The 13341-nt window shown below is 62.1% G+C and carries 15 protein-coding genes and 1 other RNA gene; 11 read left to right on the plus strand and 5 right to left on the minus strand.

From position 1 onward, the window contains the following. Positions 1–28 precede the first annotated feature (28 nt). Both ACMGFM_RS16085 and ACMGFM_RS16090 read left to right on the plus strand, forming a co-directional pair. Entirely contained in the window at positions 29–940 is a 912-nt protein-coding gene (locus ACMGFM_RS16085) for an ABC transporter ATP-binding protein (RefSeq protein ID WP_436903692.1), read from the plus strand. Beyond that, complete coding sequence (locus ACMGFM_RS16090) at positions 937–1695, plus strand: ABC transporter permease (protein WP_436903693.1); 759 nt, start codon at positions 937–939, stop codon at positions 1693–1695. Before ACMGFM_RS16085 ends, ACMGFM_RS16090 begins: the two co-directional genes overlap by 4 nt. Here the strand turns inward: ACMGFM_RS16090 and ACMGFM_RS16095 are convergent. Beyond that, positions 1692–2039 carry a cupin domain-containing protein gene (locus ACMGFM_RS16095; protein WP_436903745.1) on the minus strand — a complete coding sequence of 116 codons (348 nt, stop codon included), beginning with the start codon at positions 2037–2039 and terminating at the stop codon, positions 1692–1694. The two genes, ACMGFM_RS16090 and ACMGFM_RS16095, sit on opposite strands and share 4 nt — an antisense overlap. 137 nt (positions 2040–2176) lie before the next feature. Here ACMGFM_RS16095 and ACMGFM_RS16100 point away from each other — a divergent pair, with 137 nt between their 5' ends. Both ACMGFM_RS16100 and ACMGFM_RS16105 read left to right on the plus strand, forming a co-directional pair. Beyond that, on the plus strand, positions 2177–2299 hold the full coding sequence (locus ACMGFM_RS16100) for a hypothetical protein (RefSeq protein ID WP_436903694.1): 123 nt from the start codon (positions 2177–2179) through the stop codon (positions 2297–2299). 84 nt (positions 2300–2383) lie between these two features. After that, positions 2384–3151 carry a DUF2797 domain-containing protein gene (locus ACMGFM_RS16105; protein WP_436903695.1) on the plus strand — a complete coding sequence of 256 codons (768 nt, stop codon included), beginning with the start codon at positions 2384–2386 and terminating at the stop codon, positions 3149–3151. Here the strand turns inward: ACMGFM_RS16105 and npdG are convergent, their stop codons facing one another. After that, a complete protein-coding gene (npdG, locus tag ACMGFM_RS16110) occupies positions 3152–3817 on the minus strand; it encodes an NADPH-dependent F420 reductase (protein WP_436903697.1) in 666 nt (221 codons plus the stop codon). Positions 3818–3915: 98 nt separating this feature from the next. Between npdG and ACMGFM_RS16115 the strand changes: the two genes are divergently transcribed. The 3 genes from ACMGFM_RS16115 (at position 3916) to ACMGFM_RS16125 (ending at position 7764) form a co-directional block, all read left to right on the plus strand. Next, positions 3916–4104: a DUF7576 family protein gene (locus tag ACMGFM_RS16115; RefSeq protein WP_436903699.1), complete on the plus strand. Its 189-nt coding sequence runs from the start codon at positions 3916–3918 to the stop codon at positions 4102–4104. A gap of 98 nt (positions 4105–4202) precedes the next feature. Beyond that, entirely contained in the window at positions 4203–6452 is a 2250-nt protein-coding gene (locus ACMGFM_RS16120; RefSeq protein WP_436903700.1) for a heavy metal translocating P-type ATPase, read from the plus strand. 52 nt (positions 6453–6504) lie between these two features. Continuing rightward, complete coding sequence (locus ACMGFM_RS16125) at positions 6505–7764, plus strand: tRNA (N(6)-L-threonylcarbamoyladenosine(37)-C(2))-methylthiotransferase (protein WP_436903701.1); 1260 nt, start codon at positions 6505–6507, stop codon at positions 7762–7764. 1 nt (position 7765) lies between these two features. On the opposite strand, the gene ACMGFM_RS16130 is transcribed toward ACMGFM_RS16125, so the two are convergent. Further along, positions 7766–9463 carry a sensor histidine kinase gene (locus ACMGFM_RS16130; protein ID WP_436903702.1) on the minus strand — a complete coding sequence of 566 codons (1698 nt, stop codon included), beginning with the start codon at positions 9461–9463 and terminating at the stop codon, positions 7766–7768. 177 nt (positions 9464–9640) lie between these two features. Here ACMGFM_RS16130 and rnpB point away from each other — a divergent pair. From rnpB to ACMGFM_RS16145, 3 genes are all read left to right on the plus strand, one after another. Next, positions 9641–10293, plus strand: an RNA gene (gene rnpB, locus ACMGFM_RS16135) — RNase P RNA component. Between the two features lie 109 nt (positions 10294–10402). Beyond that, a complete protein-coding gene (locus ACMGFM_RS16140; protein WP_436903703.1) occupies positions 10403–10906 on the plus strand; it encodes a halocyanin domain-containing protein in 504 nt (167 codons plus the stop codon). A 68-nt stretch (positions 10907–10974) separates the two neighbouring features. Further along, on the plus strand, positions 10975–11250 hold the full coding sequence (locus ACMGFM_RS16145; protein WP_436903704.1) for a WNWW family protein: 276 nt from the start codon (positions 10975–10977) through the stop codon (positions 11248–11250). A gap of 1 nt (position 11251) precedes the next feature. On the opposite strand, the gene ACMGFM_RS16150 is transcribed toward ACMGFM_RS16145, so the two are convergent. Beyond that, a complete protein-coding gene (locus ACMGFM_RS16150; RefSeq protein ID WP_436903705.1) occupies positions 11252–12166 on the minus strand; it encodes a cobalamin-binding protein in 915 nt (304 codons plus the stop codon). 35 nt (positions 12167–12201) lie between these two features. Next, entirely contained in the window at positions 12202–12501 is a 300-nt protein-coding gene (locus ACMGFM_RS16155; RefSeq protein ID WP_436903706.1) for a DUF6432 family protein, read from the minus strand. A 102-nt stretch (positions 12502–12603) separates the two neighbouring features. On the opposite strand from ACMGFM_RS16155, the gene ACMGFM_RS16160 reads away from it, so the two are divergent. Then, the gene (locus ACMGFM_RS16160; protein ID WP_436903708.1) at positions 12604–13326 is read left to right on the plus strand and encodes a DUF7093 family protein; all 723 of its coding nucleotides are present in this window, start codon (positions 12604–12606) and stop codon (positions 13324–13326) included. Positions 13327–13341 lie beyond the last annotated feature (15 nt).

The raw sequence follows: 13341 nt of genomic DNA on the forward strand, positions 1-13341 counted from the left end.
CTTTTAGTGCCCACGCGAACTCCCCTCTATGGACGTGGTGGTCGCCGAGGGGCTGACCCGCAGATACGGCGAGACGACAGCACTCGACGGTGTCTCGCTGTCGGTTGCGGGCGGCGAGGTGTTCGGACTCGTCGGGCCCAACGGCGCAGGGAAGACGACACTCGTGCGCGCACTGACTGGCACGACCGAAGCAGAGGGCACCGTCGAACTGTTCGGCACCAACCCTCGGTCGGTCGACAAAGACCGAATCGGGCTGCTTCCCCAGGAGTTCGACCCGCCGGACCGCCTGACTGCCCGAGAACTGATCTCGTATTACCGCGGGCTGTACGACGACGGACGCCCGGTCGAAGAGCTACTCGCAGACGTCGGGATGAGCGATGACGCTGATACCTACTACGAGAATCTCTCAGGCGGTCAGAAACGCCGCACCTGCGTTGCCGCAACGCTGGTCAACGACCCCGAGTTGCTCGTGCTCGACGAGCCGACGACAGGCATCGACCCTGCTGGTCGCCGACAGCTCTGGCGGTTGCTGACCGACCTCGCCGAATCGGGGACGACAATCCTCATCACGACACACTACATGGAGGAAGCCCAGCAACTTGCCGACCGCGTTGGACTGCTCGCTGCTGGTGAACTCGTTGCACTCGATACTCCCGACGCGCTCATCACAGAGCACGGTGGCGAGAGTCTGCTGTACATCGACGGCGAGTTCGACGAGAGCGTCGAAGCAGTTCTCGACTACGAAACCAGCCACGATGGGGACCGCCTGACTGTCCGCAACGTCCGGCCCGAGGAAATCGGGGCAATCACCGAGACACTCGACGATGCTGGTATCGCGTACGATTCGCTAACCTGGACTGAACCTGACCTCGAAGACGTGTATCTCGAACTGACCGGACAGACTGTGACCGCAAGCGGACAGATTCTGGAGGACCGATGAGCCGGATTGGCAGACTGCTGGCGACGACGCGAGCGGGCTGGCACAGCTTTCTCCGTCGACGGACAGCGGTCTTTTTCACATTCTTCTTCCCGGCGATTATCGTGATAATCTTCGGGGCGCTCGTCCAGACACAGCCGACCGACGGTGGCCTGTTCACCGAGCCGCCGGGCTGGTACATTGCCGGCTATCTTGCTGTCGTCGTGCTCTTTACGCCGCTGTCACGGGTCGGCAGTGAGGTGGCACGACACCGCTCGGGCAGCCAGTTCGAGAAACTTGCGACGACACCACTACGACGGTGGGAGTGGCTGCTGGCACAGACGCTGGTCAACACGGCTGTCATTGGGGTGGCCGCAATCCTCCTGCTCGGGCTGTTGTTCCTTGCAACCGACGCGACGCTTGTCGTTTCGTCGGCGACTGTGCTCGTCGTGCCCTTCGTCGTCGTCGGCGTTGCGCTGTTCTGTGCCATCGGCTCGATTCTCGGCAGTCTCGTCGACTCACAGGATGGCGTCATCGCCGCGAGCAACGGCACCGCACTGCCGCTCATCTTCCTCTCGGAGGCGTTTGTTCCACAGGACTTGCTTCCGGCGTGGCTTCCGCTGGAGCTGTCGCCGCTGACGTACTTTACCCGTGGCGTCCGCGCCGTCACCTATACCAGCGGTTCATCGGAACCGGTGGTGGTGCTTCTGCTTGTCCTCACGGCTTTCGCCCTCGTCGCATTCGTCGCCGCGTCGATGCTGTTGCCCCGGACCGACTAATCGCGGTTCAGCGGCGCACCAGCGAGGACGAGCGTTGCTCGCTGATCACCCGCATTTTCGATCTGGCGACGCTGGGCTGCGTCGACTCTGATCGCTTCCTCTGGACCGACCGAAACCTGCTCTCCATCGAGGTGAACTGTGACCGTTCCCGACACCACGTAGTACACCTCTTCCTGGCCGGTCGTGGACTCGTCGTGTTCCTTCCCCTTCCCGCCGGGTTCGAGTTCGAGCACCGTCAGGCCGAGTGTCTTCGCGTCGAGTTCGTCCTTGAGAAACCACATTCCACCGAACTCTCCGGGGATGACTGACTCTGCGTCGGTCTTCTTTGCGGTATCGTAGCCCATATGTCCCGATTTGACTCCATCGAAAAAGAACCCCCGTGATACCTGCATCGATTCAATTCCTACGTGAGTTATAAATCCCTCGAAGGAATCATGAGTGGAAAATATTATATGGTGTTAGGAGTATCTTGTACAATAATATGTCAGAAACACAGGAGCGACTACGGGAGTGTGCCTCCTGTGGCCGCTTGTTCAACACACAGGTAAACCACGGCAAATGTCCCGAGTGCGGGACGAAGGTCTCACGGACGCTGTCGGAGTGAGTCGTACGTACTGAGTGTTCCTCTGTCGTGTGAGCAGTCTGGTCGAATGAGTATGCCTTTCAGCACGCCAGTCCTACGTCCTGTGTGCAGATTGTCGGCTACGAGACGGCGGCCGCCGATGACGAGCAGCCTGCCCTGTTAGTCGCAGACGGCGGGACCGTTCGCACTGAACCGCTTGCCGCGGGGACTGAACTCTCCTACCAGCTTGGCCGCCGCCACTGTGCCGGCACGTTCGATTACGAGACAGGCGTGCACACGGCCTGTGACCGCGAGCAGGCACCGTACTGCGACCGGCACACGACGCGGTGGGCCTGTGCGCGCTGTACCGGTGACTGCGACCGCCCGCTAGAGAACTGCCGAGAGGAACACGCTATCTACCTCGCTGCGTTCGCGCCAGCAACGTTCAAAGTCGGCGTCACTCGGTCGTGGCGACTCGAAACGCGACTCTGCGAGCAGGGCGCCGACCGGGCAGCACATCTTCGAACTGTCGAGGACGGGCGCATTGCCCGCCGTATCGAGGCCGAGATTGCGACAGAGATTGGTGACCGCGTCCGCGTCGACCACAAACGAGAGGGTCTCCATCGCGCTGTCGACGCAGAGCAGTGGGAGTCACTGCTTGCGGCGTACGACCCAGTTGAAACGTTTACCTTCGACTACGGTCTGGACCTTGACGTGCAGCCGATGGCCGAACATCTCGCCGCGGGCACGGTGCAGGGTGCCCAGGGACGATTGCTCGTCCTCGAACAGGAGGGGACAATCTACGCTGTTGACCTTCGAGAGCTGGTTGGCTACGAACTGGAGCCGGGCGGCAGCGACCGCGCGCTCCAGTCGAGTTTCGCTGCCTTCGAGTAACTACCAGAACTTCACGCCGAGGTCGTGCATTCCGTCGTTGTTCGCCGCGAGGTTGATCAGCAGTGGTGTGAGTGACTCCACCTCGCTCGCGTTCGCCAGCGGCCCGGCGTCGAGCGCCCGGAGCGTCTCGAGTTCGGCGGTGAGTTCGACGACGGTCGCTTTGGCCTCGTCATCGTCGGCAACGACCGGCACGTCCCAGTCGAGGTCAGCATCGAGGTCTGCGAGTTTAGCTGCCGCGAGGTTGTGGAAGGCTCCGACGACCGGCACGTCGTCGGGTGCTGCCTTCACCGCAAGTGCTGTTACACTGCCCAGTCCCGGCGGGTTGTAGTGCAGGCCGTCCTCGTCTCGCTGCATCCCGACGGCTGGAGAGACAAGAACCGAGTCGTCGAGTTCGTCGGCGACAGCCTCGACAGTATCGGAGAGGTAGTACGCCGGGACGGCGGCGATCGCGATGTCGGCTGGCGCGGCTGCTGCCGGATTCTCGTGACCGGTGACCGTTGCGTCGGCGCCGCGTTCGTCGAGTTCAGTCCGGTATTCCTCAGCCGCGGATTCGGCCTTCTCGGCCTTTCGTGAGCCGATTCGAACCTCGTGGTCGGTGTCGCGTGCGATCCGCAACGCAAGTCCTTCGCCGATATCACCTGTGCCGCCTAGGAGTGCAATCTGCATATCCAAATGGTTGGCCGAATGGCGAATAAGCGTTTGTGTTCGAATCTCGGGCGACAATATATGGGATTAAGTAGGGCCAACCCATCGCTTGAGTCAACATGGTCGATCCCACCTCTGATCTCAACGAAGACATCTCGGCGGACGACGCCCCATCCTGCCAGACCTGCGGCGAGAAAATTCTCGACAGCACCGACCACCGAGTCATCACCTGGATCGAAGACGGCGGTGTCGAAGCCGCCCATTTCTGTAACGATGCGTGTCGGATGGAGTGGGACGGCGACGACTAACTGTTATTAACTCAGCTTGGCTTGTTACCAATTTCTTCTATTAAAACCGGCACATATAACAGCCAAGTTAATAAATACCGGTCTCCAAGCCTCGGATAATGACCGAAAACACCGTCCAAGTCCGGTTTACCGTGCCGGAGATGGACTGTTCGTCCTGTGCAGCCACCGTCGACGGGGCACTCAGTGACATCGACGGCGTCACGTCCGTCGACCCTGCTGCGGCGACGGGCCGTGTCACGGTATCCTACGACCCTTCCCTGACCGACTCGGACCAACTGGCTGCGGCAATCGAAGCCGCCGGCTACGAAGTGACCGGTACCGGCGGCGACGAACTCGGCGAGCAATCTATCTGGACGAGCCCTCGGGCGGTCAAGACAGCCGTCAGCGCGGTGCTGCTGGCTGGCGGTCTGGCGGTTCTCCTCGCGGGTGTCGACAGACCACTGTTGACTGTCCTCGGGACAGAGCACACACTCTCTGATCTCGCCTTTATCGGGGGCACAGTCGTCGGCGGCGAAATAATCCTCCGCAACGGCGCTGTCTCCGTTCGCGAGCGCTCGCTCGATATTGATTTCCTGATGAGCGCTGCAATCGTCGGGGCTGTCGCGGCGAGTCTCGGCTTTGGCGAAGGGCTGTATTTCGAGGCCGCGACACTCGCGGTGCTGTTCAACGTCGCCGAACTACTCGAGGCGTATTCGATGGACCGCGCGCGCAACTCCCTGCGCGAACTGATGGATCTGTCGCCCGACCAGGCCCGCGTCACCCGCGACGGCGAGGAGATGCTGGTGCCCGCTGAGGATGTGGCCGTCGGCGAGCGAGTGTCTGTCCAACCCGGCGAGAAGATTCCCGTCGATGGTATCGTCCAAGAGGGTCAGAGCGCTGTCGACCAGTCGCCGGTCACCGGCGAGAGCGTCCCAGTCGAGAAAAGCAGCGGCGAGGAGGTGTATGCCGGGACGGTCACCGAGACGGGCTATCTCGAAGTCGAGACGACTGCACCCGCTGGTGAACACACGCTCGCGAAGATCATCGACCTCGTCGAAGACGCCCAGACGAACAAGACCGAGCGCGAGCAGTTCGTCGACCGCTTCGCAGGCTACTACACGCCAGTTGTCGTCGCGCTCGCAGTGGTGGCGATGGTCGGCCCGCCACTCGTTCTCGGGGCGTCTTGGAGCCAGTGGTTCGTTTACGGCTTGACGCTGCTCGTACTGGCCTGTCCCTGTGCTTTTGTCATTTCGACGCCAGTCTCGGTCGTCTCGGGGCTGACCAGTGCGGCGAAAAACGGCGTCCTGATCAAGGGCGGAGACCACCTCGAAGCGATGGGTGCAGTGAACGCAGTCGCTCTCGACAAGACTGGTACGCTGACGCGGGGTGAGCTGACAGTGACCGACGTAATCGGAGTTGAGGGAACCGACGAGGACGAACTGCTGGCCTATGCCAGCGCCATCGAGGGCCGCAGTGAACACCCATTTGCGACGGCAATCAACGACCGCGCGGACGAACGCGATGTCGAACGACCGTCTGTCAGCAACTTCGAGGCCATCCTCGGCAAGGGCGTTCGTGCTGACGTCGACGGGCAGACGCACTACGCCGGCAAACCCGCGCTGTTCGAGGAGCTTGGATTTGACCTTTCGCACGTCCACGCGGCAACCGACGGCGGCGTCGCGGTTGCACCGTCGGAAATCGAGGACTGCCCACGCGACAACTGCGTGGACCTGCTCGCCGAGACGATTCCTGACCTGCAGGCGGCGGGGAAGACAGTTGCCCTCATCGGCACCGACGAACAACTGCTGGGTGTCATCGCTGTTGCCGACGAGATTCGGCCCGGTGCGGCGTCGATGGTCGAGCGCCTTCACACCCTCGGCGTCGAGCACGTGGTCATGTTGACCGGCGACAACGAGCGCACTGCCCGCGCAATTGCCGAGGAGGTCGGCGTCGACGAGTACCGCGCCGAACTCCTGCCCGAACAGAAAGCCGACGCTCTCGAAGAACTCGAAGCCGAGTACGGCGAGGTGGCGATGGTCGGCGACGGCATCAACGACGCACCGGCGCTGGCCACCGCAACCGTCGGCATCGCGATGGGTGCGGCCGGGACCGACACCGCTATCGAAACCGCAGATATCGCGCTGATGGGCGACGACATCTCGAAACTGCCGTATCTCCGTGACCTTGCTGGCCGCGCCAACGGTGTTATCCGCCAGAATATCTGGGCGAGTCTGGGGGTCAAGGCGACGCTCGTGGTGTTGGTTCCATTCGGACTGGTGCCTATCTGGGTTGCTGTCTTGTTGGGTGACGCCGGGATGACCGTTGGCGTGACTGGTAACGCGATGCGGTTGTCGCGAATCCAGCCCTGACGCCAAGCCGAAACGCCGTGTTTTAGTCTCCGCGCCCCCGAACACTGGTAAGATGGCCCGCTATCATATCGAGACCTACGGGTGTACCTCCAACCGGGGTGAGAGCCGCCAGATCGAGCGCGCACTGCGCGACGGCGGCCACCACCCCGCAGAGCGAGCAGAAGAGGCAGATGTTGCGATTCTCAACACCTGTACGGTGCTCGAAAAAACGGAGCACAACATGCTCCGGCGGGCCGAGGAACTCGACGACCAGACGCCCGGCGACCTCGTCGTCACTGGCTGTATGGCCCTCGCCCAGGGCGAGCAGTTCGACGACGCCGACATTGACGCCGAGGTGTTGCACTGGGACGAGGTCCCCGAACACGTCCGTAACGGCGAGTGCCCGACGACGACGCCCGACACCGAGCCAGTTGTCGACGGCGTCGTTGGCATTCTCCCCATCGCGCGGGGCTGCATGAGCGACTGCTCGTACTGCATCACCAAGCAGGCGACGGGCCGCATCGACTCGCCCTCTGTCGAAGAAAACGTCCGAAAAGCCCGTGCGCTCGTCCACGCGGGCGCGAAGGAGATTCGGATCACTGGCCAGGACACTGGTGTCTACGGTTGGGACCGCAATCAGGGCGAGAGTCTCCTTCCTGAACTACTCGAGCGAATCTGTACCGAAATCGACGGCGAATTCAGAGTGCGAGTCGGGATGGCCAACCCCAAAGGAATCCACGGCGTTCGCGAGCAGTTGGCCGAGGTCTTCGCCGAACAAGACAAGCTCTACAACTTCCTGCACGCGCCGGTCCAGTCTGGCAGCGACGACATCCTCCGAGATATGCGCCGCCAGCACTCCGTCTCCGAGTACGTCGAGGTTGTCGACACCTTCGACGACCAGCTCGACGAGTGGACGCTCTCGACGGATTTCATCGTCGGCTTCCCGACTGAGACCGACCACGACCACGAGCAGTCACTGGCCTTGCTCCGAGAGACGCGCCCCGAGAAGATCAACGTCACGCGGTTCTCGAAGCGGCCGGGGACCGACGCCGCCGACATGGACGGCCTCGGCGGCCAACTCAAGAAGGACCGCTCCTCGGAGATGACCGACGTGAAGATGGACGTCGTCAGTGAAGCGTACGAGTCGATGGTCGGCACCGAACGAGATGTCCTGTTCGTCGAGGACGGCACCGAAGACAGTCTCGTTGGCTACGACAGCGCCTACCGACAGGTTGCGGTACCCGGCGCCGAGGACCACGCCGACGTTGGCGATATCGTTACCTGTAAAATCACCGGCCAGAATACGGTCTACGCACTGGGCGAACTCTGCTAAGTTAGTCGCCCTCGCCGTCGGCGACGACCGGTGGCGTTTCTGTCGTAGTTGTTTCCGCGTCAGTGACGATTGTTGACGGGAATGACAGTGTTGCCGTGCTTCCCTCGGAATTGGTCTCGAAGGTCACGTCACCGCCAAGCCGGGTCACGCCCCACTTCACGAGCCAGAGTCCGAGTCCGCTGCCGTGTTCGAGCGCTGTTTCCTCGCCGCGTTCGATGACCATCTGTTCGTGCTCCGGAATCCCCGGGCCGTTGTCCGTGACAGTGACCTCGAATCTCGTCTCTGTCTGGCCGGCAGTTACGTTCACTGTCGGCACGTCGCTGTCGTTGTGCTCGATCGCATTTTCGACCAGCTGTCTGAGCACTGACCGGAAGACAGACGGATTCGTCAACAGCGCCAGCGACGGGGCGTCAACACTAATCTCTGCGTTCGGATGCTCTGCCTCGACTTCGGTCACGGTCTCGAACAACTGTTCGAGCGCAACGAGTTTTCGGTCTGTCTCCGTCTCGCCCAGTGCTCGCTCGACAGTCCGGGCAGTCTCGCTCGTCTTCAGCAGGTTATCGACAGCGTCGGTCGCGACGGTGAGTCCGTGTTCGGCCTGTTCGTCGTCGACCCGTTCTTCGGCGATGCCAAGGTGGCCCTGGACGATTGTCAGTTCGTTTCGGAGGTTGTGCCGGAGGATGCGGTTGAGCACGGAGAGTCGTTCCTTGCGCTGGACGTCTTCGGTAATTTCGCTGAACAGCAGCGTGTAGCCGACGTGGTTGCCCCCAGAATCCGACAGCGGCGCGCTTTCGACGCGAAACTCTCGGCGGCGACCGTCGGACTGGAGGCTCTGGCGTTCTGTCGTCGTCTCTAGGTCCACTTCGGTTCCGATGACCGCTGAGACTGGTTCGGTGACGACTGCGTCAGGGTCGAAGCTGAATAGCTCCGCTGCCGCCGAGTTCGTCTCGATGATTCGCCCGCTCTTGTCGAGGACGAACACGGGGCTCTGGAGGTCCTCGAAGGCCGACCGCTCGGCTGCGCGACTTGTCGCGGGCTGGAACTCGAACAATCCCTTTCCGACGAAGGCGTAGCCGTCGAGCATGACGTGGGGAATGAGTGTGTACACGAGCACGTTCAGTTGGCCAGCAGCGCCAGCACCCAGCAGCCAGGCAAAGAGTCCGACTGTCGGCGGGCCGAAACTCAACCCAACGGCGAGTGCCTCCCCACGGTACAGCGGTCCATAGCTCCAGACCGTATCGAACAACAACAGCGCCGCCACTCCGGCGATAGTTGTCCCGCCGAGGAGTGTCACGTAAAACAGCGGGCCAAACGAATACGAGACAGTCGCCACGCCGTAGACTGAATCAATTGCGAACTCCGTCCAGTACAGCTCTCGGGTCGCTGGAATCGGCAACAGCACTGTTGCCGTGAGGGGGACTACAAACAGCAAGCGAAAGCCCCACGAACGAACGAGTTTCGAGCGGCCGGTATATTCGAGCGCAAAGGCAAGAAACGGGACGCCGAGCCAGTGTAGCCCGACAACAGCGATGATTTCGAGCCACTCGCGCACGAGGGGGTCGAAGACGGTCAACCCGACGGCATAGCTCAGACAAAAGATAGCCTGCCCGGTGAGTGTGAGCATGAACCACTTCGCGCCCGGTCGCGTTCGGTGCTGGAACAGGTAGCCGACGAGAGCGGTCGAGCCGCCTCCTGCCACCAGTGCTCCAATCACCGGCCACGAAAGTAGCAGACTCAACTGGACTGTCACGGTCCTATCCACCGAGTAGGCTGTCGCTATTATTAGGTTCCCGCATCGTTATTACCGCTGATAACCCCGAGACACTCGTCGTTGCTGACCGAACGTCTTACTGTCTCCGGTATCGTAGCTTCGGTTGGCAGAGGGAGCCCGGCTTCCGTGTCCCAGCAGCACTCGCCAAGGGACATGAGGAAAGTCCCCCCACCAGTCGGGCAGGTGACCGGGCGCAAGTCCGGGGCGGGAGACCGCCGGCTCTGGAACAGAAACGAGATGCTCACCGTCGCTTTGCGACTGTGACATCCCGAAATCCCATCCGGGATTTCGAGGACCACTCTCTCCGACCAATGAGGCGTGCGAACCCCGCGCAAAAGGCATCCGCCGACGAAGCAACGGGGAGTTAACCCGCCGAGGGCTGCGAGACTCTCCGAGTCTCGAAACGGCGAACGGGCGCAAGCCCGTGAGCCGCGAGAGACCAACTGGTCTCTCACTGTGTGAACGGACCGCTTGTCGGTCCGTGAGCAAGCGGGACCCTACGGGTCCCGATTTGGTGAGCGGACTCTGTCCGCGAACCGCGCGAGACTCTCCGAGTCTCGAAACAGCGAACGGCCCGCTTGTCGGGCCGTGAGCAGCGTGGCGTTGCCACGTGAGACTCTCCGAGTCTCCCACGAGAGAGAACGGCTGGAACGGCGAACCCTCACCGGTGCAAGCCCGAACCCACAAGGTAGCCCGTAAACTGGTTCGGGTGCGTAGCCGAATGCCGGCAAACAGAAGGGGGCTTACTCCCCTCAGCCACTCACGTACAGCGCCCGAGCTTCGGCTAATGACGGCTGCTACCCTCCGTTCCCATACTCTGGGACAGACCGGGACACTCTTACATGCAGAGACCAACTTTCTGATGTTATGACGAAAGAGACTACCCGACGTACGTTCCTTGCGGCAACAGGCACAACGGCAGCGACAGTTGCACTTGCAGGCTGTTCCAGTGGCGGCGACAACGGTGACGGTGGCAGCGGTGGCAGCGGCGGTGCCAGCGTTCCAGGCCCTGTTGACACGTATCTCAGCGACAACGAAGCAAACGGCTACAGTGGTAGTGCCGTCGACGAGACAGGGTCGAGTTCGGTAACGATCGAGGTCGGCGCCGGCAGCCAGGGGTTGGCCTTCAGCCCAGCGGCGGTCGTGGTTGACTCTGGAACCGAGGTCGTCTGGGAGTGGACCGGTAACGGCGGCGCACACAACGTCGTTTCGGCCGATAGCAGCGCGGCGAGTTTCAACAGCGGAAGTGCACAGGAGGGTAGCGATGTCACCTTCAGTCAGACCTTCGACAGCGCCGGCAACCAGCTGTACTACTGCACCCCCCACCAGAGTCTGGGCATGCACGGTGCCGTCATCGTCAAAGAAGCCTAACGCAGCTTACACTCTCGCGTTCTTTTGGCCGCAGATAAATTAACAAAGGGGCAGGTCCATGTAGAGATGTGGACCGGGAACAACTCGTGGAACGCCTCGACAGCGAGTTCTGCAGCAGCGAGGAGGGCCGTCGCGCGGTCTCTCGGCAGGCGCGGGACCTGGCAGACTCCGGACGAATCGAGGCGGAACTCGACTACGAACTCACCGTCGAGACCATCGTCTCGAACTTGGCCGACGCGCCGGCGGAGTACGGCCTCGTCGAGCGGTGGAACTGGTGGATCGGTTCGCTGGAACTCTCTCACGGCAACTACCAGCGCTTTCGCGTTCGCTCGGATATCGCCTGACTCAGTCCCCGGCCGATAGTTCTGCTGTTGGTAGCCGTGTCACCGCGTTTGCTGGCGCGTCAACGGTGCCCGGATGAATGACACTCGCGAGCGCTGCCAGTGAGTCGACCAGCCGCGGCCCGGGTCGGTTCATGTAGTGGTGGCCGTCGATAGCGTAGACGCGGTCGTTTTGCACCGCCGACAGCTCTGCCCAGCCCTCGCGCTCGGTCATCACCGAGATGTCGTCGCGGGTCTGGTCCAGCCCGAAGCCACAGGGCGCGAGAATCAGCACTTCGGGGTCGTACTCGCGGATTGACGCCCACTCGCGGGGCCGCGAGCGCGCACCCGGCTCCGCGAGTCCGTACGACCCGCCGACGCGGTCGACCATCTCCGGGAGCCAGTGACCGCCGACCATCACCGGGTCGAGCCAGTCCAGTATTGTGACTCGGGGGCCGTTCTCAGGGGTCTGTTGGGTAATCGTCTCGACGCGCTGTTCGAGGGCTGCACGGACCGCCGTTGCCTGCTCTGTCTGGCCGAGTCGCTCCCCGAGGCGTTCGATATCGCCGAGCATATCGTCGAGACTGTGGGGGTCACTCGTCACCACGTCAGCGTCGAGACCGAGGTCAGCAACTGCCGCTCGGATTTCTGTGTCTTCGACCGCACAGACATCGCAGATCCCCTGCGAGACAATCACGTCTGGGTCGAGGTCAGCAAGCGTGTCGCGGTTGATCTCGTAGACACCGCCATCGTCGAGCGCTGACTGCACCTGCTCGTCGATGTCCTCGCTGTCGGCGCTGGCGTCGATGCGGGAACTGTTGACTGCCGGTAACTCGGCGGCTTCGGGCGGATAATCACACTCGTGAGAGACGCCGACAGGCTCGATGTCCAGCGCATAGAGCATCTCTGTCGCCGAGGGCAAAAGCGAAACGACGCGCATACCCAACCATGGGGTTTCGGCGTCTTAACCCTTGGCTAGAAGGGGAATCGGCGGCGAATCTCCTCGAAGAAATCAGTCTCGCCGTCGTCGGGAGGCGTGCCGTTGCCGATGGCGTGGTCTTTCGCGAAAATCATCGTCCGCCCGCCTTCCTCCGTCACCTCGATTAGTCCGTCGTCGTTCAATTCCGCCAGCGCCTCCTCGAGCGTGTCGATATCTTCTTCAACTAGCGCCCGGAGGTCGAATACCGTGGTGCCAGTGTCGGCTCTCCCGGCCAGGGCATCAAGAACCGCAACCTCTGTCTCGTCGCGGTCACGGTATTCCTCCTTCGCTCGCATTGGTTGTGGATACGTGAGGCTGGCTCTTATATATTTTCGCGCCGCGTTGACGGCTCGTCCAAGCAGTACGCTTATGGTTCGCAGGGTGAGATATTCATGCTAATGAGTTTCAAGTGTTCTGTCTTCGGGCATGCCTACGGCGACTCCGAGATCGAACGCGAACGTGAGGAGGACGGGAGTGAGGTCGTCACGACGATTCAGGAGCGACAGACCTGCAAACGGTGTGGGGAGACCCGGGTCGTTTCTGAAAACAAGGAAGTGACGACGCTGGAAACCGCCGCCGACATCGTCGCCGAGGACCTCGACGGACAGGACGAGACCGACGAGACGGAGAGTGACCCGACGCCTGAGCCCGAACCCGAGCCCCCCGAACCCGACGTGGACGCCGAAGACGCCGAAGTGCTGACTGATGACGAGCCAGCGGAGAGTACCGCGGAGCCAGAGCCGTCGATTGCAGAGGCCGAACCGGAGACTGGAGCCACGGGGGTCGTCGAGACGGCGGAGCCGGCCGAAGAAACTGACCCCGAAACTGACGACGGTGTCATCCTCGACGAGGAGGACGACGCGGACGAACCCGAGCGAAAACCCGGCGAGTGGCCCGACGAACCCGACGATGGCGACGACCAGTGGAAGCCCGAGACGGAGGTCGACCCGACGCCGGACGAGCAGGAGGTCGAGCAACCCGGCAGTGCCGTGACCGTCCCCGACGGCGAGTTTCACTGCCCGGAGTGTGAGTTCACCACGCCAGTTGCCGAGTCTTCACTTCGACGGGGCGACTTCTGTCCGGAGTGTCACCGTGGCTCGCTCGAACACGTCACCGAGTGACGCGCCAGTCCGAGC

This window comes from Halovenus halobia, assembly GCF_051414135.1.
Classification (GTDB): domain Archaea; phylum Halobacteriota; class Halobacteria; order Halobacteriales; family Haloarculaceae; genus Halovenus; species Halovenus halobia.

Bases quoted from the DNA above. Each gene is read 5' to 3' on its own strand.
- ACMGFM_RS16090 (WP_436903693.1), top strand. From the start codon at position 937: ATGAGCCGGATTGGCAGACTGCTGGCGACGACGCGAGCGGGCTGGCAC.
- ACMGFM_RS16095 (WP_436903745.1), bottom strand. From the start codon at position 2,039: ATGGGCTACGATACCGCAAAGAAGACCGACGCAGAGTCAGTCATCCCC.
- ACMGFM_RS16160 (WP_436903708.1), top strand. From the start codon at position 12,604: ATGAGTTTCAAGTGTTCTGTCTTCGGGCATGCCTACGGCGACTCCGAG.
- ACMGFM_RS16155 (WP_436903706.1), bottom strand. From the start codon at position 12,501: ATGCGAGCGAAGGAGGAATACCGTGACCGCGACGAGACAGAGGTTGCG.
- ACMGFM_RS16120 (WP_436903700.1), top strand. From the start codon at position 4,203: ATGACCGAAAACACCGTCCAAGTCCGGTTTACCGTGCCGGAGATGGAC.
- ACMGFM_RS16100 (WP_436903694.1), top strand. From the start codon at position 2,177: ATGTCAGAAACACAGGAGCGACTACGGGAGTGTGCCTCCTGTGGCCGC.
- ACMGFM_RS16150 (WP_436903705.1), bottom strand. From the start codon at position 12,166: ATGCGCGTCGTTTCGCTTTTGCCCTCGGCGACAGAGATGCTCTATGCG.
- ACMGFM_RS16125 (WP_436903701.1), top strand. From the start codon at position 6,505: ATGGCCCGCTATCATATCGAGACCTACGGGTGTACCTCCAACCGGGGT.
- npdG (WP_436903697.1), bottom strand. From the start codon at position 3,817: ATGCAGATTGCACTCCTAGGCGGCACAGGTGATATCGGCGAAGGACTT.
- ACMGFM_RS16115 (WP_436903699.1), top strand. From the start codon at position 3,916: ATGGTCGATCCCACCTCTGATCTCAACGAAGACATCTCGGCGGACGAC.
- ACMGFM_RS16140 (WP_436903703.1), top strand. From the start codon at position 10,403: ATGACGAAAGAGACTACCCGACGTACGTTCCTTGCGGCAACAGGCACA.
- ACMGFM_RS16085 (WP_436903692.1), top strand. From the start codon at position 29: ATGGACGTGGTGGTCGCCGAGGGGCTGACCCGCAGATACGGCGAGACG.